We start from the raw sequence: 17,990 nt of genomic DNA, 5'->3' as shown, positions 1-17,990 counted from the left end.
CCTGACAGAGAACTAGGAAAGAATTTAGTATGACAACTCAAACTACAATCAATAACGAAAAGCTATCTCCGTGGCCTTGGCAGATCGAAGAGAGCACAACTCGCTTTGATAACGCAGCAATGTCGACAATATTGAAAGACTTAAGCCTTGCTTGTTACGTCGTGAACCACCCAGAAAAAGGGTTAGGTGTTAGCCAACAAGCAGAGATTGCATCGGGCGATTCAGCAAGCTCAGCGAACAGCCAACCTGTTAGCGCCTTTGCTCCTGCACTTGGTACACAAAGCCTAGGCGACGAAGATTTTCGTCGCTGTCACGGCGTGAAATACGCTTACTATGCGGGCGCAATGGCAAACGGCATTTCATCTGAAGAGTTAGTGATTGCGCTTGGCCAAGCTGGCATTCTTTGTTCATTTGGCGCGGCGGGCTTAATCCCGTCTCGCGTTGAGCAAGCGATCAACCGTATTCAAGCAGCACTGCCAAACGGTCCTTATGCGTTTAACCTGATTCACAGCCCAAGCGAACCCGCTCTAGAGCGCGGCAGTGTAGAGCTATTTTTGAAACACAAAGTGAAAACGGTTGAGGCTTCTGCCTTCTTAGGCCTAACACCGCAGATCGTTCACTACCGTGCCGCGGGCCTTAGCCGCGATGCACAAGGTGAGATTCAGATTGGCAACAAGGTTATTGCTAAGGTAAGCCGTACTGAAGTTGCAAGTAAGTTCATGCAACCAGCTCCAGTTAAAATGCTGCAAGCTTTGGTTGATGAAGGTCGAATCACAGCAGAACAGATGGAACTGGCACAGCTGGTTCCTATGGCTGATGACATTACCGCAGAAGCCGATTCTGGTGGTCATACCGATAACCGTCCACTGGTTACCCTGCTGCCAACGATTCTTGCACTGAAAGAACAAACCCAAGCACAGTACCAATTCAAAACTCCGCTACGTGTCGGTTGTGGTGGTGGCGTAGGCACGCCTGACGCGGCTCTAGCGACGTTTAACATGAGTGCTGCTTACATTGTTACCGGTTCAATCAACCAAGCGTGTGTTGAGGCTGGCGCGAGCGAACACACACGTAAGCTGCTTTCGACAACTGAAATGGCTGACGTGACTATGGCTCCGGCAGCAGACATGTTCGAAATGGGCGTGAAACTGCAAGTGGTTAAGCGCGGCACTTTATTCCCAATGCGTGCGAACAAGTTGTATGAACTTTACACTCGCTACGACTCAATTGAAGCGATTCCAGTAGAAGAGCGTCTGAAGCTTGAGAAGCAAGTATTCCGTTCAACACTGGATGACATTTGGGCGGGGACTGTGGCGCACTTTAACGAGCGCGATCCTAAACAGATCGAGCGTGCTGAAGGTAACCCGAAACGTAAAATGGCGTTGATTTTCCGTTGGTACTTGGGTCTTTCAAGTCGTTGGTCAAACACAGGTGAACAAGGCCGTGAGATGGATTACCAAGTATGGGCAGGTCCTGCACTTGGCGCATTCAACGCATGGGCAAAAGACAGCTATCTAGATGATTACCAGAAGCGTAATGCCGTTGATCTTGCTAAGCATCTGATGCACGGTGCAGCTTACTTAGCTCGTGTTAACCTGCTGACCTCACAAGGTATCAAGCTTGATCCGGAACTAGCACGCTGGAAGCCGACGCAAAGAATGGCTTAAGTGCCGAGTAGCTAGCTAAATTTTACCAAATAAAAAAGCGACCTTAATTAGGTCGCTTTTCTTTGAATCATCGAAATGTCATTGCAGTCGTTGGTTATTTGATCGCTTTATTTAGCTTCTCGCCAACCACATCTAAACGCCAACCTTGCATAACATCTGGCAGCTTTTCAGGATTACGATCGTGCTTCCATATCCAGCTTAACACTTGGTTAAGTTGCTTCTTCGACGCCAAAAATTCAGTCGCTAAACCACTGTGTTGCGAAGCTGTTTTCACTTCATCTTTCAACACTTTGAAGAGTTGTTTGTAACCTGGGTAGTCCATTAGACGTTCTACTGGCGCTGGGTATTCTTCTTCTGGCGTATGCTCAGCTAACTTAACGATTGAACTGATTTTAGCGCCATGGCGACGTACAGAGCGGTAATCAAAACCTTCTTGCTCCATGTGCTTAGGGTCTTTCATCGCAAAACGCGCTACAGCCCATAGGTCTTGTTCTTTGAAGACAAAGTTCAGCGCTAAGTCACGCTTAATCGCTTCTTTTAAACGCCAAGTTGCTAGCGGTCTTAAAATAGCTAGCTGCTGAGGTTTTAGCTGCCACGCGCCTTTAATATCAAGGTAAGCGTTATCTGGGTTTGCTTTACGGATGCGCTTAGCCACTTGTAAATCAGACTCTTGCTGCGCCGCTTCCCACCAGCCCGCTTCCATCACTTTTTCTAGAAGCTTGTTGTACATTGGCATCAAGTAGTGAACGTCTGCTGCTGCGTAGTCGAGTTGCTTTTGAGAAAGCGGACGCGCTAGCCAGTCGGTGCGAGATTCACTCTTATCTAGGTCAACGCCTACAAACTCTGAAACGAGAGCTGCAAAGCCAGTTGAAAGACCATGACCTAAGAAGGCTGCCATGATCTGCGTATCAACCATTGGCGTTGGCGTACAGCCAAATGCGTTCTGGAACACTTCTAGATCTTCGCCACACGCGTGCAAAACTTTGAGTACTGAAGTGTCTTTCAATAACCCAACAAACGGGGTCATTTCATCAAGAGCAATAGGATCAATCAGTGACAGCGTTTCACCATCAAATAACTGAATTAAGCCTAATTGAGGGTAATAGGTTCTTGTACGAACGAACTCTGTATCAAGCATAACAACATCGGCTTCACGTGCTTGTTGGCAAACTCGCTCAAGGTCTTTCACTTGGGTAATGATTTGATAATCCACAAAAACTCTCACTGATTTTACTTTGATCGCCGGATACAAAAATGCCGACATTAACTGTCGGCATTCTAACACCATTTTTCAGCGCTCGCTTAGATTAAGCGCCTGAATGGTTTCGAGGGCTAATTTCTCGCAAACCCGACCATTACTCGCTTTCGCGTTTGGCAAGCTCTGCGTCGTTTTCTTCACGAAGCACTCGGCGCAAGATTTTGCCTACATTGGTTTTTGGTAGTTCTTCACGGAACTCAATCAATTTAGGGATCTTGTAACCTGTTAGGTGTTCACGACAGTGCGCGATAATGTCTTCTTTGGTTAGGCTAGGGTCACGTTTCACAACGTAAATCTTAACTAACTCACCTGACACTTCATGAGGTTGACCAATAGCCGCAACTTCTAACACTTTGCCATGCAGAGCCACAACATCTTCAATCTCGTTCGGGTAAACGTTGAAGCCAGACACAAGAATCATGTCTTTCTTACGGTCTACGATGTACAACAAGCCTTCGTCATCAAACTTAACGATGTCACCTGTCGATAACCAACCGTCTTGGTCGATCACTTCTTTGGTCGCTTCTGGACGCTGCCAGTAGCCTTGCATCACTTGAGGACCACGGACCTGCAATTCGCCCACTTGGTCATTGCCCACCACTTTACCTTCGTCATCAACAATACGAACTTCTGTTGATGGTACTGGTAGGCCGATTGCACCTGTGTAGTCTTTCAGATCGTATGGGTTACCTGTGACCAAAGGAGCACATTCAGTTAAACCATAGCCTTCAAGTAGGTGGACACCTGTCGCTTTCTTCCATTGCTCAGCAACAGCGCGCTGAACCGCCATACCACCGCCAACAGACAGACGCATGTTACTGAAATCCAACTCGTGGAAATCTTCGTTATTGACTAGCGCATTGAACAAGGTGTTTACGCCAGTAATCGCGGTAAACGGAACTTTTTGTAGTTCTTTAATAAAGCCAGGAATGTCACGAGGGTTAGTAATCAAAAGGTTACGACCACCCATCTCAACAAACAGTAAGCAGTTCACTGTCAGTGCAAATACATGGTAAAGCGGCAATGCCGTTACCACCAATTCACGGCCTTCTTGTAGCACAGGGCTGTATGCCCCTTTCGCTTGAAGTACGTTCGCAATCATATTGCGGTGCGTTAGAATTGCGCCCTTCGCTACACCCGTTGTACCACCTGTGTACTGTAGGAATGCGATGTCATCACCCGCCATAAACGGCTTCACATATTGAAGACGACGGCCTTTGTAAAGTGCCTTTCTGAATGAAATGGCACCCGGTAGATCGTACTTAGGCACCATCCCTTTCACGTATTTCACTACGAAGTCGACAATCGTACCTTTCGCTCGTGGCAACATTTGCCCAAGGCTAGTGAGTACAACGTGTTTAACCGGAGTTTTATCAACGACTTTCTCCAGTGTGCTCGCAAAGTTAGAAACGATAACAATCGCCTTTGCACCAGAGTCATTCAGTTGGTGTTCAAGTTCGCGAGGCGTGTACAGTGGGTTGACGTTCACAGCAATCATACCTGCACGCAGTACACCAAACAGTGCAATTGGGTATTGCAGCAAGTTTGGCATCATCAGCGCGACACGATCGCCTTTCTTCAGTTTTAGATCATTCTGCAAGTAAGCAGCAAAAGCACGACTGCGCTCTTCAAGCTTACGGAATGTCATAATCGATCCCATGTTCTCGAATGCAGGTTGGTCGGCGAACTTCTGTACCGACTGTTCAAACATTTCAATGAGAGATTGGTACTGATCTGGGTTGATCGTTTCTGGTACGTCACTTGGATAACGTGAAAGCCAAGGTTTATCCACGATGTTACTCCTCGTTTATCAGCTGACGACTGCTTCGCCGCTTTTTATCATTGCGGTATTACAGCACAGCTTTAGTGCATGAGCACTAAAAGGCTCAAACACTTGTTTAAATTTTGTTAACTACACCAAGAATTAGCTCTGAAACTAGCTCTGGGCTCTCTAAATGACAATGATGTCCGCCAGGAATCGTCTCTATATTCAGAGGACTATGCGCTGATTTGTAGCGATTATGCTGCAAATGTCGGTATCCATCATTCCCTAGGATTATTAATTGAGGGCATTCAATAGCCGCCATAATCGCTTCAGCGTGCGCCTGTGACATTCGATATAACGAGTCACATTTTAGATTAGGGTCGCATCGCCATTGCCAAGAGTTCTCAAACTCGACAATACCTCGCTCAACAATAGGAGCGATTAATTCAGCATTAATTTGGTTGGCGTGAGCTCTCAGCTTAATAGCATCCTCAAGACTTGCCAGAGGACGTGAAGGCTTTCTTCGCTGTCGAAGACGACTAAGTACCCCATCCCTCAAGCGAGAGACTGTTTCGTGGGGAGCTTCAGAAAGAGGTCCGTGACCTTCAATTTGAATTAATCCTGACACATTTTCAGGAAAGGCGGCACTATAGCAACTTGCTATCAATGCACCAAGTGAATGTCCTACCAGCACCAGTCTGTTTGGCGATAATTTGGTCACTAGCTGGTGCAAATCATCAATATAGTCGTGAAATGGGTAGTAACTCCCCGACTTATGCGACGAGAAACCGTGCCCAAAAAGATCGATCGCAACCAAGTGAGTATCTGGAGAAAGCTTAGAGACTTGCTGCATGACCTGAGTAAAACTTGCGGAATTGTCTAGCCAGCCATGAATAAAAACGACCGTCGTTACGGTCGTTTGTGGGTTGCCAATCTGTTGTGTTGCAAGTGTCCCGCTCGCAAGGGAATATGACTGTTCAATCATTGATAGTATGGTGTCCCTGTCATTGGGTATGTCGAGTTAAGGTTCGACTATTGCACATCTTGAATCACACGCCCTGACTTAGGCATGGTTTGAAAGCTGCGACAATGTAAACTGCGGCAAGAGTAGTAAGTTGGCGCAAAGTCATTAATAACCACTCTTTCAGTGATCTGCCATAAACGTTGATTGTAGACATTCATGACTGGGAAAGTGTAAGGGTATTCACCAACCATACCGTCTTCAGTGCTATTTGATGTGCCAACTAAAGTAACTAAACGACCCTCAGCAAAGTTCAATGGTTCAACATAGCCGTCAATGTAACCAACAAAACGTCCTTTTGGTTCGGCATCAATATCAGGCTTACCACTACTAGAGATAGGTAAGTTCACCACTTCAACACGCGTTTTATCTTTCAGATTAGTGACTTTAGCAATCACGCCACCCAAACGAACATCACCGGCATCCGGTAGTGTGTTTACCCACTCTTGGTAGTCAGTTACCACCTGTTCTGAGTTTGCATTAAGTTCTTTAGGTAAAGAGGAGCACCCCATCACCATCGTAGAGAAAGCGACAAGGAAAAATAAGCGAGATTTAGATATGAGAGAATACATAATGCAGCTCCTTAGAGCAGGATAAATGAAAACACAAAGCTAGATATAAATATCGACCCCAATTAGCTTTGCAAGTTCCTCTTTTTTAGCTTGATTCATCACATCCATATACTCTTCCATCGCACGTCGTCCGCGCCCTTCTGGAAGATCATATTGAACCTGAGCTTTGTGAATCTCAGATTCTTTGACCTGGCGAATAGAATGCGAGACAGCATTCGCAACCTTAGTTGGCTGACCAACAGAGGTCTTTGCATCGCCTTTTTTTACCTCATTCTTTTTGTTGGTTCGATTGGTTTTAGATGTATTGCCTATCGAAGAAGGAGGTAAGCCGTTGATTGAAACCATGCTTAAAGAGTTTATTACCTGACTTTAATGATTGTGTATCTAATTTTAATAACGGCTCTACAAAATAAACTGCAGAGCCAAAGTAATACGTATTTACTCGCGACCAGGCAGTTTTTTCCAAGTCACTTTATCACGTAGGTAAACCGGCTCAGACTCTTCAGCAGCAACCGCTTTGCCTTCAGCATAAGCAAATTGAGCAAGGAACGCCATGTCTTGAGCTTCTGGGAATAGCACTTCACACGCTTTGGTGTTGATCGCTAGTGTGTCCATGTGCTCTGCATATGCTTCCCAACCTGTGCCTACTTTCGCCCATGTGTTGGAGTCCGCTTCAAGCTGTTCAGCCAACTCACCTGGAGGCGTCACACATTCCGCATCGACCGCAGTCCAACGACCATTATCTTCACGGCTGTAACGAGCCCAGTAAACTTCACTCATGCGAGCATCAATTGCTGTTGCAACATGAGTTTCGCCAAATTTACGGTAGCTGCCTTGCGCCATCGCTGCCAGTGTAGACACACCGATCATCGGCAAATCAGCACCAAAAGCTAAGCCTTGAGCAATACCAATGCCAATACGTACACCCGTGAAACTGCCCGGGCCTTGGCCAAACGCGATCGCGTCGATATCGGTTAAAGCAACATTCGCTTCTTTCAGTACTTCATCAACCATAGGTAGAATTTTTTTCGTATGGTCTCGAGGTGCCTCTTCGCTACGTGCGAACACCTGGTCACCAATTACTAGTGCAACTGAACAGTTTTCAGTTGCGGTATCTACTGCAAGAATTTTCGCGCTCATTTGTGTCTCAAATATTCGTTATCTAATCTAAAAATAATGGCTAAGATCAACAATGCTAATTACTCAGCAGCGGTTGAATGGTCTTTAGCTAAGAATTCTTTAATGATCCCTAAGTCACGGGTACGTGGGATAGGCGGTAAACTCGCCAAAAACACACCACCGTAATCGCGGGTCACCAAGCGGTTATCGCAAATAATTAAAGCGCCATTGTCACGTTTATCACGTATTAATCGGCCGACACCTTGTTTCAAGGTAATCACGGCGTCTGGCAACTGTACCTGTGCAAAAGGATCACCCCCTTTTAACTTACAGTCCTCGATTCGAGCCTTAAGTAAAGGGTCATCAGGGGCTGTAAAGGGCAATTTATCGATGATAACACAGCTTAATGCGTCGCCCCTAACATCTATCCCCTCCCAGAAAGCGCCAGTAGCCACCAGCAATGCGTTACCTAATTCCATGAATTCGGCTAAGGTTTTTTGCTTACTTGTCTCACCTTGCAGCAGAACTGGAACCGAGAGCGTTTCACGGAATCGCTCCCCCAACTCTTTCATCATGCTATGTGAAGTACACAAAAAGAAACAGCGACCTTGGTTTTGCTCAATCACAGGGGTCAGCATTCTTACTAGCTTGTCCGCTAAGCCCGGGCTATTCGGTTCTGGTAGATAGCGAGGCACACACAAACGCGCCTGATTTGGGTAATCAAACGGGCTCGGTAGTGAAAATTGTGCTGACGGTTTTAGCCCAAGCCGTGAGGTGAAATGGTCGAAATCGTCCGACACCGCCAAAGTTGCAGAGGTAAACACCCAAGCACCCGGTTTTAGCTCAATCTGCTCATGGAATTTGTCGGCGACTGAGAGTGGCGTGATGTGCAAAGCAAAGTGTCGTGGCGTGGTGTCATACCAATACGAATAACCAGTAATCGACACGTCACATACACGTTCGATACGCGACTTAATCATGGTTGCACGCTCGAAAGCCGTGTCTAACAACTGGCTTCGACCCAATGCTAATTTCAATACATCAACGGCCAATTGCAACGCATCTTGTAAGCGAACTAACTCTCTCGCAATCGACTCTGACTTCAATGCTTCACGCCAGTTACCGCGAAAGCCCGTATCGCCAAGCACAATGCGTAGATCGGCTGACGATTGAACGAGCCTATCCCCTACTTTCTGCAGTTGGCGCATGTCTTTGGCTTCAGTTCGGTAAGCAATTTCAATGTCCTTGGCTAGCTCTTGGATCTGTCGGCTGGAAACCGATTGTCCGAAGTATTGGCTAGCGATATCGGGAAGTTGGTGCGCTTCATCGAAGATAAACACATCGGCTTCAGGTATCAGCTCACCAAACCCGGTTTCTTTGATCGCTAAATCCGCGAGAAACAAGTGGTGGTTCACTACAACAACATCAGAATCCATCGCTTTTTTACGCGCCTTCAGCACAAAGCAATCGGTGTAGCTTGGGCACTCTTTGCCTAAGCAGTTGTCGTTAGTCGAGGTAATGGTTGGAATGACCGGGCTATCTTCAGCAATATCATCACAGTCACCTAAATCGCCAGTTTGAGTCGCTGACGACCAACTGCGCACTTTCACCAACTGAGCTAACAGCGTTGGATCGGTGTGAGTGCCATGGCTCTCGATCATTTGACGACTGAGCCTGTCCAAGCACAAATAGTTTGAACGGCCTTTGAGTAACGCAACCTGACCATAAAAACCAAGCGCATCGACCATCAATGGTAAATCTCGGTGAAACAGCTGTTCTTGAAGGTTTTTAGACCCCGTACTGATGATCGTTTTCTTACCACTCAGCAGTGCTGGCACTAGATAAGCAAACGTCTTACCTGTTCCCGTTCCCGCTTCAACGACCAATTGGCTCTGTTGTTCAATAGCCTGTGAAACCGCTTCAGCCATGTCTAGCTGAGCTTGTCGAGGTTGGAACCCAGGGATCGCTTTACCCAAAGCACCATCAGCAGAAAACGTTTTAGATATCATAGAGTACGAAGTTTAGAAAAATAGAAGGCGAATTATGGCAGGTTTAGTGAGCCGGCGCGAATCAAGAATGACTTCGCACCGGAGGTGTTTGGTTTGGGTTAAGCTACCTAGAAGGTAAGAATTGAAGAAATAAAAATCAAAGAATCGTTATTATTTTCGGCTGAGATAACGCGACAACCAAGGGGCGCCTTCAAAATGATTATCGCAAGGCTGCATGGCTTTCACTGCATCGGTTGGTGAGGTTTTACTTTCCCACATTTCATCTAGAACATTACCATCTAACTCTGTACTTCCCGCTAATGAATTCACTCGTTTGCAGTACAGTTTTTTTGCTAGTAACTCTTTATCCATAAGTATCACCTCTATTTTTTGGCCAAAGCGTCAATGCCTCGGTTGAAGTTCAAATGCGTACTACGGTCAAAACTTGAAAAATGAAGCTTCTGCCTTTTTTTCTATCGAAAAACTGATATTTCTATATAAAACAATTTATCGATGCGATAAATGAGCAGCAGAATTTGTTGAAACCAACTTGATAATAGATTAATTATAACGGTGATACTGCGGCTCAGTTCACCGTTCGACGGCCTGCGTTAAATTTTGAAGAATCCCGATTTCATATAATAAGTGCAACATTCATGGAAGTAAGATGCAAATGGAAAGAAAAACTTTATTAACACATTGTACTGACGCCCCTGGCCTCATCTCAAAGATCACCAACATTTGTTATAAGCACCAACTCAATATTATTCACAATAATGAGTTCGTTGATAACACAAGTGGCCACTTCTTTATGCGCACAGAGCTAGAGGGCTACTTCAATGACGAAACCTTACTCGCCGATTTAGACCAAGCCCTGCCAGAAAACACAAAACGTAAGCTGGTTGATTCATCTCGTAAGCGTGTTGTGATTCTGGTAACTAAAGAAGCACACTGCCTTGGCGATATTCTGATGAAGAACTTCGATGGCAGTTTAGATGTTGATATTGCGGCAGTAGTTGGTAACTACGATACACTGCAAAGCCTAACCGAGCGTTTTGATATCCCTTACCACCATGTTTCTCACGAAGGATTAAACCGTGAAGAGCATGAGAAGAAGATGTTGGAAGTCATTGACCAGTATGAGGCGGACTATCTAGTGCTTGCTAAATACATGCGAGTGCTGACGCCGGGGTTTGTTGAGAAGTACAACCACAAAATCATCAACATTCACCACAGTTTCTTGCCTGCATTCATTGGTGCTAAGCCATACCAGCAAGCTTACGAGCGCGGTGTGAAGATCATTGGTGCAACGGCACACTTTGTGACAAACGATCTCGATGAAGGTCCAATCATCAAGCAAGATGTTATCCCAGTGGATCACAACTTCAGCGCGAAAGACATGGCACAAGCGGGTCGTGACGTAGAGAAGAACGTGTTGAGTAAGGCTTTAAACAAAGTGATCAATGATCACGTGTTTGTTTACGGCAACAAGACCGTGATTCTGTAGATCGGAGGTTCGATTTCAGGTAAGACTTCCAGTTAGAACCCAATAAAAAACGCGCAATAGGGTTAATCCATTGCGCGTTTTTTGTATCTGATGATCTGACTAGCTTTATGAGATTCCCGACTACGCTCCTTCGTCGCTATCGGGAATAACGAACTCGGTGATGAATCTTATAACTATAGGCTCTAACATGCGCCCTCGAACACTCAGACTGTCAGCATCTAAAGATAGACCTGGCAAACACCATCAAACACCCCGTCATTCCGACGAGCCTTGGTGAGTTCAGGAATCTATTCCCAGCAACTATCCAATCAAATTAGGCCTGTTCTGACTCAACAATCTTCTTCAAAGAGTGTGGATGCAGCTTAATGCAAATCCCTTGATGCTTAAATGCAACCGTTGGATTATTCAAACGTTCACCCTCACCTTTCGGGCTAGAGAGTTTTATCTTAATGCCTTGTTCTGCCAAATTTTCAAACTTAGCAGCGAACTGCGGGTAAGTCTCTTTAAGGTCTGCTAGATACTCATTGGCCGTTTGAGCGTGAGACGGAATCACAAACTCTACATGCTCCCAATCTTGGCTCGGGTAAATCTTACCTTCAGCTGGGTAAGGCAGCTCTAAACATTCAATCTTCCAACCAAGACTTTGCAATGGTTTATCGAAAGCCAACACCACAATGGGACGACCATTGATCATCGCTTCTGAAATCGTAGAGCCGTATTCAGACCATGCTTGATGTGCTGATTTCGCAAGCTCAGTTTCATTGATTCTTAATGCAATGTGATCCGCTTGAGCAAAGCTTAAATCCAAACCCAGCACATTTCCGAGGTTCTCAATTTTCGTCATAAACGTATCAAGGCGTGCAATCATTTGTTGTGGTTCTAGTTCAGCTTGCTTCAGGCTCATCGTCATTGTCTATGTTCTCCAAATAATGGCAACATGGTATCAGTTTTACTTCCAGCAACAAGCGCTGCTGTTACAAAAAACACTCAAAAAGTACCGTGTCTTACTTTCCTAAATAGACAAACTTGGCTTGGTCAAAGTTGATTGTCAAAAACCCCTCAGGAAATGTTAATTTTCTATCAATTCGACCTATAAGAAAGCCCACAAAATTGATATGATTAACGCCATTTTTGTGAACTTAAACAGAGTCTGTTGTTCATTTCAGCATTAAATCGTTAACTAGAAGCATAATTAGCCAAATTTAATGCCCACGAAATAACGGCTACTCTTATTCATCCTTGAATTGAAGGAAACGCGTGTGAATATCCAAGCACTGATTAATGACAAAGTATCTCAGGCTCTAGAAGCCGCTGGCGCACCTGCAGGCTCTCCTGCGGCTGTCCGTCAATCTGCAAAACCACAATTTGGTGACTACCAAGCAAACGGCATTATGGGTGTTGCTAAACGACTAGGCACTAACCCTCGAGAATTTGCTCAAAAAGTATTGGACGTTCTAAACCTAGACGGTATCGCTTCTAAAGTTGAAATCGCAGGTCCAGGTTTCCTAAACATCTTCCTAGATGAAACGTTCCTGGCACAACAAGCAGACGCAGCACTTGCTGACTCTCGCCTTGGTGTTTCAGCCGCAGAAGCACAAACGATTGTTGCTGACTACTCAGCTCCAAACGTTGCAAAAGAAATGCACGTAGGCCACTTACGTTCAACAATCATCGGTGATGCTGTTGTTCGTACACTTGAGTTCTTAGGTCACAAAGTTATCCGTGCTAACCACATTGGTGACTGGGGTACTCAATTCGGTATGCTTATCGCAAACCTTGAGCGCATCCAAGCTGAAACTGGTGAAGTTTCAATGGAACTTTCAGATCTTGAACAGTTCTACCGTGAATCTAAAAAGCTTTACGACGAAGACGAAGAATTCGCAGTGAAAGCTCGTGGCTACGTAGTGAAACTGCAAGGTGGCGACGCATACTGTGCTGAAATGTGGAAAAAGCTGGTTGACGTAACCATGGTTCAAAACCAACGTAACTACGATCGCCTGAACGTATCACTGACACGTGATGATGTGATGGGTGAAAGTATGTACAACCATATGCTTTCAAACATCGTTTCTGACCTACAAACACAAGGTCTAGCAAAAGAGTCTGACGGCGCACAAGTTGTATTCCTAGACGAATACAAAAACAAAGATGGCGACCCTATGGGCGTTATCGTGCAAAAACGTGACGGTGGCTTCCTATACACCACCACCGATATTGCATGTGCTAAATATCGTTTTGAAGAACTGGGCGCAGATCGCGTACTTTACTTCATCGACTCTCGTCAGCACCAACACCTAATGCAAGCTTGGACTATCGTTCGTAAAGCGGGTTATGTTCCTAAGTCTGTATCTCTTGAGCACCACGCGTTCGGCATGATGCTAGGTAAAGATGGTAAGCCATTTAAAACTCGTGCTGGCGGTACAGTGCGTCTTGCTGACCTTCTGGACGAAGCAGAAGTACGTGCAACTCAGCTGATTGAATCTAAAAACCCTGAGCTAGCAGAAGACGAGAAGAAAACCATTGCGAACACAGTAGCAATGGCAGCAGTTAAATACGCAGACCTTTCTAAGCACCGTACCACTGATTACGTGTTCGACTGGGAAAACATGCTGGCATTTGAAGGCAACACAGCACCGTACATGCAATACGCATACACTCGTGTCGCTTCAATCTTTGCTAAAGCAGGCATTTCTATGGACTCTCTAGAAGGTGAAATCAAAATCACTGAAGAGAAAGAGAAAGCCCTTATCGCGAAACTTCTACAATTTGAAGAAGCGGTACAGTCTGTTGCTCGTGAAGGTCAACCACACATCATGTGTAGCTACCTGTTCGAACTTGCTGGTCAATTCTCTAGCTTCTACGAAGCATGCCCTATCCTTGTGGCTGAAGATGAAACCGTTAAACAGAGCCGCCTGAAGCTTGCTGCACTGACAGCTAAGACTATCAAGCAAGGCCTGTCGCTTCTAGGTATCGAAACTCTAGAGCGCATGTAATTCCCTTCGGGTTACAATGAATAAATACAAAGGTTGATGTGAGAGCATCAACCTTTTGTTTTATCTAACGTATACTGATACCAATCGTAGTAAATAACTAATCATCCTAGCTGGTTAAAACGCTCGATAACTGCGTTAGAATTTTTGATTGTAGAGTAACTACTTATCAAAAGAATCTGCCTTGTTCTCAAACCTTTTTCCTGCGCTATTTCTGATCATTTACTTACTGTGATTGGTATGACTTCAAGAAATCGAAATGGATAATAATAATGAGCTTTGAACTTCACCCACAGTTAGCAAAAGACACCACGCTTATCGGCGAATTTCCACTAAGCTTGGCGCTGCTAAGCAAAGACAGTGCAGTGCCTTGGGTTATCTTGGTACCCAAACGCGCCAACCTAAAAGAGTTGCACCATCTACCAATGAAAGAACAACAGCAGTTCTTACTTGAGTCTCAAGCGGTAAGCCAAGCATTAGAAGCGACATTCCAACCAGACAAATTAAACCTAGGCGCGCTAGGTAACATGGTGCCACAACTGCACATTCACCATATTGCACGTTTCAAAGATGACATCGCATGGCCAGGCCCGGTATGGGGAAATACCAAAGGTGAACAACGTAGTGAAGAAGAACAAGCCGCAATCCATACTCGTATCCAAAACGTTTTGTCGCTGAGTTCTATCTTCAAGAAAGCGTAATTTGAGTTAGTCTCATTGAGCTTTAAAACAAGACAGTTCAGAAAAGATACATAACAAAAAACCGCTCACCTAAAATAGGTGAGCGGCTTTTTTTATTGTCTAATATCGTCGCTTTCAACGAGAGTATGAAGGCCTGAACTACATCATCACATTCAGAGACAAACCATCTTGTTTGCTGATGGTGTAGCGAATACGTATTGTGTGACCATGCTTATTGGTGTCGACCAAGCGAGATATCTTGCCTTTCTTGACCCACACTCCCAGCATCGCATCGATACCGTCTTCACTTACCCCAAACTTAGATGCAAGCTCACTACGTGCAGCGACACCTTCGTTATCAATGTATCGATGAAGTTCAGTTAAAATCATACTACTTGCACCTCAAGTGCTTTTTGCTTACTGCCGATTTTCTTGAAGATGCGATACGTCACCACAAAACCACCAGCAATTGCCACCATCCACACAGCACTACTTACTGGGTGTACAGAGAAGTTTGCTGCTTGGTAATAGAAGGTCGCACCGAAGTAACCAAGTGCCATTGTCCAAACTGCGATGAAGCGGGCAAACGTCTGACCAAATTCACGAACATAAGCACCCATCGCTGCCACACAAGGTGTGTAAAGCAAGATTAGGATTAAGTAAGCAAACGCAGCGTGGCCTGATACAAACTTATCTTTCAAGTTACCAAAGATCGAAGTATCAACCTCTTGATCAGCAGCCACAGAACTAGAGTCAGACAAGTCACTAACTTCAATGCCTAATGGATCGGAATAGCTCAAACCAGCAAGGTTTTCAGGAATGGTCATTACGGCTTCTTCTAAACTTGCCGCTAGATCAAACTCAGCCGCTTCTTCATCAGAAGGTGTAGTGTATAAGCTATTTAGCGTACCAACCACGGCTTCTTTCGCAAAAATACCGGTAATGATACCAACCGTTGCAGGCCAGTTCTCTTCAGTAATACCAATCGGTTGGAACACTGGAGTTACAACTTGAGCCGCTTTAGATAGCACAGAACTTTCACTGTCTTCGTTACCAAAACTGCCGTCCATACCTAATGAATTCAAGAAACTCAGAATTGCCACAACCATTACAATGGTTTTACCTGCGCCAAGCACGAAACGTTTCAGCTTCTGCCAAGTTTTCAGCATCACGTTTTGCACGGTCGGCAATTCGTAATCCGGCATTTCCATAACCAAGCTATCGCTGCTACCAGGATAGATAGTATTTTTAAGGAACAAGCCCGTAAATACAGAAGCCAGAATACCCATGATGTACAGAGCGAACACAACGTTTTGTCCAGCACCAGGAAAGAATGCAGCAGCAAACAGTGCGTATACAGGTAGACGAGCACCACATGACATAAACGGTGCCATTGATGCGGCGAGTTTACGTTCGCGCTCTTGGTCAAGAGTACGCGTTGCCATGATAGAAGGTACGTTACAGCCAAAACCCAGAACAAGTGGTACAAATGCTTTGCCCGGTAAGCCAATTTTCTGCATCACTTTATCCAGTACAAATGCAGCGCGGGCCATGTAGCCTGAACTTTCTAGTACCGCTAAGAACAAGTAAAGCGCGGCAATAACCGGAATAAAGGTCGCAACCGTTTGGATACCACCACCAATACCATCAGCAAGAACGGTGACTAGCCAAACCGGTAAGTGACCATCTAATAAGTGATGTCCGCCATCAACTAATATTGCGCCAACACCAATATCGAAGAAGTCGATAAACGCGCTACCGATATTGATAGAGAACATAAACATTAGGTACATGATGACGAAGAAGAAAGGAATCCCGACCCATTTATTCAAAATGAATTGATCGGCTTTCTCTGTGAAATTACGGCTCAGTTTGCCTTCGCTGCGACGAACTCGTTTACAAAGTTCATGTAAGAAAGTGTATTTAGCGTCAGCAACAGCAAGATCAATATCGAAATCGGCACCAAGACGCACACTATCAATTTGAGTGCGAGTTTGTGGGGCCAAACCATTCAATACCAAGTAATCATTTTCTAAAGCACGAATCGCTAGTGCTCGGTGAGATACGTCAGCATCATCAAATTGTGACTCAACAGAAGGAATAAGAGCTTCTAACGCGACATCGTAATCAATAGAGATAGGATCAAGACTCACACCTTGAACCAGAAGCTTATGCAAACGCTCTTTAAAACGAACCACTTGTCCTTTATCGTTTGCTGACAAGCTTAGAACCGGGCAACCTAGCTCTTTTTCTAGAGCCTTAAGATTAATCACCTGACGCTCACGCTTTAATACATCCATTTTGTTCAATACAACGATCATTGGGCGACCCAACTCTCGCAATTGTAATGTCATGTATAAGCTTCTTTCCAAACAGCTAGCATCAACAACATTGATGATCACGTCCGCTGGGTGAGTAAGCACGGCGCGTGATGCAATAGACTCATCGATACTGTTTGCATCATTACCACTGTCTAGTGCATAAATGCCTGGTAAATCCGTTAACTGGAATTGATCACCAGCGTGCGAATATAAACCGGTTTTCTTTTCTACGGTCACACCAACCCAGTTACCAACGTGCTGTTTTGCGCCAGTTAATGCGTTAAATAATGTTGTTTTACCACTATTAGGGTTACCAACAGTAAGAACTTGATAATCCATTTAGATAACCTCGATTTGTTCTGCAATGCTTTCACGAATGGCTATAGAAACACCTCTCACTTCAACTTGAAGCGGATCACCCATAGGTGCACGACGGATAAGTGTCACCTCGGTTTTTGGCAACATGCCCATAACCATTAGTTTTTTTCTAACGTCTGGTGTTAAACCTGTAAGTGCAACAATAGAAGCCGCTTTTCCTTGCTCTAGTTGTGAGAGTTTCATAAGTACCCAGTTCGAGATTGATAATGAGAAAGATTGTTATTACCGACATAATACACGCACATACCCACAATTCTATTGTGTGAAATCAATGTTTTCGAAAATACACTCTCGTAAATTTCGTTAAAAACGTTTACGTCAAAAACGTCACTTTCAACAATTAGTGGGTACTACCTTACTAGTACGCGTCAACCAGAAAACAATAAGGCGATAATAATCAACAACTTATAATAATGTCGGTTTTCTCACAGTCATCTGTCGTTAATTTTATAAGCAAAACAAGTCGCTACCCGTATAGTTACTCCATCGAAGAGAAACTCTTTCTCTTTAATTTTATTCCAGAGGTGATGTGGCTTGCCATATCACTCCGGCAGCAAGCGAAGGTGTCATTGGCACCCGTGGTATAGTCCCCCCGGCTATACCACGATATTTTTTTTCTTCCTTTTGTTTTAACCCAAAAACCTTTTTAAACTCCCCCAACTATCGTTATATCTCGTATCTCGTATCTCGTATCTCGTATCTCGTATCTCGTATCTCGTATCTC

16 protein-coding genes are annotated in these 17,990 nt (G+C 44.8%); 4 read left to right on the top strand and 12 right to left on the bottom strand.

The genetic code is table 11. From position 1 onward, the window contains the following. Window positions 1-29 precede the first annotated feature (29 nt). Window positions 30-1,667, top strand: a complete 1,638-nt coding sequence (pfaD, locus tag ACED59_RS16400) for an eicosapentaenoate synthase subunit PfaD (RefSeq protein ID WP_371705056.1) — start codon at window positions 30-32, stop codon at window positions 1,665-1,667. Window positions 1,668-1,761: 94 nt separating this feature from the next. On the opposite strand, the gene rnd is transcribed toward pfaD, so the two are convergent. The 8 genes from rnd to ACED59_RS16360 form a co-directional block, all read right to left on the bottom strand. Continuing rightward, a complete protein-coding gene (gene rnd, locus ACED59_RS16395) occupies window positions 1,762-2,880 on the bottom strand; it encodes a ribonuclease D (RefSeq protein WP_069591626.1) in 1,119 nt (372 codons plus the stop codon). Window positions 2,881-3,022: 142 nt separating this feature from the next. Further along, a complete protein-coding gene (gene fadD / locus ACED59_RS16390; RefSeq protein ID WP_017096200.1) occupies window positions 3,023-4,717 on the bottom strand; it encodes a long-chain-fatty-acid--CoA ligase FadD in 1,695 nt (564 codons plus the stop codon). A 106-nt stretch (window positions 4,718-4,823) separates the two neighbouring features. Next, entirely contained in the window at window positions 4,824-5,675 is an 852-nt protein-coding gene (locus ACED59_RS16385) for an alpha/beta fold hydrolase (RefSeq protein WP_009847300.1), read from the bottom strand. 47 nt (window positions 5,676-5,722) lie between these two features. Then, window positions 5,723-6,283, bottom strand: coding sequence for a Slp family lipoprotein (locus ACED59_RS16380; RefSeq protein ID WP_017096201.1), 561 nt, complete (start codon window positions 6,281-6,283; stop codon window positions 5,723-5,725). Window positions 6,284-6,322: 39 nt separating this feature from the next. Beyond that, the gene (locus ACED59_RS16375) at window positions 6,323-6,628 is read right to left on the bottom strand and encodes a hypothetical protein (RefSeq protein WP_017074520.1); all 306 of its coding nucleotides are present in this window, start codon (window positions 6,626-6,628) and stop codon (window positions 6,323-6,325) included. Between the two features lie 93 nt (window positions 6,629-6,721). Further along, a complete protein-coding gene (gene tsaB, locus ACED59_RS16370; protein WP_017096202.1) occupies window positions 6,722-7,423 on the bottom strand; it encodes a tRNA (adenosine(37)-N6)-threonylcarbamoyltransferase complex dimerization subunit type 1 TsaB in 702 nt (233 codons plus the stop codon). Window positions 7,424-7,482: 59 nt separating this feature from the next. Beyond that, window positions 7,483-9,411: an ATP-dependent DNA helicase gene (locus ACED59_RS16365; protein ID WP_017101291.1), complete on the bottom strand. Its 1,929-nt coding sequence runs from the start codon at window positions 9,409-9,411 to the stop codon at window positions 7,483-7,485. 150 nt (window positions 9,412-9,561) lie between these two features. After that, window positions 9,562-9,762: a hypothetical protein gene (locus ACED59_RS16360; protein ID WP_009847305.1), complete on the bottom strand. Its 201-nt coding sequence runs from the start codon at window positions 9,760-9,762 to the stop codon at window positions 9,562-9,564. A 301-nt stretch (window positions 9,763-10,063) separates the two neighbouring features. Between ACED59_RS16360 and purU the strand changes: the two genes are divergently transcribed. Next, window positions 10,064-10,897 carry a formyltetrahydrofolate deformylase gene (gene purU / locus ACED59_RS16355; RefSeq protein ID WP_012604522.1) on the top strand — a complete coding sequence of 278 codons (834 nt, stop codon included), beginning with the start codon at window positions 10,064-10,066 and terminating at the stop codon, window positions 10,895-10,897. Window positions 10,898-11,210: 313 nt separating this feature from the next. Here purU and ACED59_RS16350 read toward each other — a convergent pair whose 3' ends face one another. Further along, window positions 11,211-11,807: a VOC family protein gene (locus ACED59_RS16350; RefSeq protein WP_017096773.1), complete on the bottom strand. Its 597-nt coding sequence runs from the start codon at window positions 11,805-11,807 to the stop codon at window positions 11,211-11,213. 349 nt (window positions 11,808-12,156) lie between these two features. On the opposite strand from ACED59_RS16350, the gene argS reads away from it, so the two are divergent. Both argS and ACED59_RS16340 read left to right on the top strand, forming a co-directional pair. Then, window positions 12,157-13,890: an arginine--tRNA ligase gene (argS, locus tag ACED59_RS16345; RefSeq protein ID WP_017096772.1), complete on the top strand. Its 1,734-nt coding sequence runs from the start codon at window positions 12,157-12,159 to the stop codon at window positions 13,888-13,890. Window positions 13,891-14,159: 269 nt separating this feature from the next. Further along, a complete protein-coding gene (locus ACED59_RS16340) occupies window positions 14,160-14,588 on the top strand; it encodes an HIT domain-containing protein (RefSeq protein WP_004734200.1) in 429 nt (142 codons plus the stop codon). 138 nt (window positions 14,589-14,726) lie between these two features. Here ACED59_RS16340 and ACED59_RS16335 read toward each other — a convergent pair whose 3' ends face one another. From ACED59_RS16335 to ACED59_RS16325, 3 genes are read right to left on the bottom strand one after another with little or no spacing between them, the layout of a single operon-like run. Beyond that, complete coding sequence (locus ACED59_RS16335) at window positions 14,727-14,957, bottom strand: FeoC-like transcriptional regulator (protein ID WP_017096771.1); 231 nt, start codon at window positions 14,955-14,957, stop codon at window positions 14,727-14,729. Further along, on the bottom strand, window positions 14,954-17,227 hold the full coding sequence (gene feoB, locus ACED59_RS16330; protein WP_371705055.1) for a Fe(2+) transporter permease subunit FeoB: 2,274 nt from the start codon (window positions 17,225-17,227) through the stop codon (window positions 14,954-14,956). The genes ACED59_RS16335 and feoB overlap by 4 nt, the downstream gene beginning before the upstream one ends. Continuing rightward, the gene (locus ACED59_RS16325; RefSeq protein ID WP_004734203.1) at window positions 17,228-17,449 is read right to left on the bottom strand and encodes a FeoA family protein; all 222 of its coding nucleotides are present in this window, start codon (window positions 17,447-17,449) and stop codon (window positions 17,228-17,230) included. Window positions 17,450-17,990 lie beyond the last annotated feature (541 nt).

Source organism: Vibrio sp. FF266 (assembly GCF_041439695.1).
GTDB classification, from domain to species: domain Bacteria; phylum Pseudomonadota; class Gammaproteobacteria; order Enterobacterales; family Vibrionaceae; genus Vibrio; species Vibrio tasmaniensis_A.
This window is presented reverse-complemented; position numbering and strand designations above follow the sequence as displayed.

Excerpts from the sequence above, each read along its gene's own strand:
- pfaD (WP_371705056.1), top strand. The coding sequence starts at position 30 with ATGACAACTCAAACTACAATCAATAACGAAAAGCTATCTCCGTGGCCT.
- ACED59_RS16385 (WP_009847300.1), bottom strand. The coding sequence starts at position 5,675 with ATGATTGAACAGTCATATTCCCTTGCGAGCGGGACACTTGCAACACAA.
- ACED59_RS16380 (WP_017096201.1), bottom strand. The coding sequence starts at position 6,283 with ATGTATTCTCTCATATCTAAATCTCGCTTATTTTTCCTTGTCGCTTTC.
- ACED59_RS16375 (WP_017074520.1), bottom strand. The coding sequence starts at position 6,628 with ATGGTTTCAATCAACGGCTTACCTCCTTCTTCGATAGGCAATACATCT.
- tsaB (WP_017096202.1), bottom strand. The coding sequence starts at position 7,423 with ATGAGCGCGAAAATTCTTGCAGTAGATACCGCAACTGAAAACTGTTCA.
- ACED59_RS16365 (WP_017101291.1), bottom strand. The coding sequence starts at position 9,411 with ATGATATCTAAAACGTTTTCTGCTGATGGTGCTTTGGGTAAAGCGATC.
- ACED59_RS16360 (WP_009847305.1), bottom strand. The coding sequence starts at position 9,762 with ATGGATAAAGAGTTACTAGCAAAAAAACTGTACTGCAAACGAGTGAAT.
- purU (WP_012604522.1), top strand. The coding sequence starts at position 10,064 with ATGGAAAGAAAAACTTTATTAACACATTGTACTGACGCCCCTGGCCTC.
- ACED59_RS16350 (WP_017096773.1), bottom strand. The coding sequence starts at position 11,807 with ATGACGATGAGCCTGAAGCAAGCTGAACTAGAACCACAACAAATGATT.
- ACED59_RS16340 (WP_004734200.1), top strand. The coding sequence starts at position 14,160 with ATGAGCTTTGAACTTCACCCACAGTTAGCAAAAGACACCACGCTTATC.
- ACED59_RS16335 (WP_017096771.1), bottom strand. The coding sequence starts at position 14,957 with ATGATTTTAACTGAACTTCATCGATACATTGATAACGAAGGTGTCGCT.
- feoB (WP_371705055.1), bottom strand. The coding sequence starts at position 17,227 with ATGGATTATCAAGTTCTTACTGTTGGTAACCCTAATAGTGGTAAAACA.
- ACED59_RS16325 (WP_004734203.1), bottom strand. The coding sequence starts at position 17,449 with ATGAAACTCTCACAACTAGAGCAAGGAAAAGCGGCTTCTATTGTTGCA.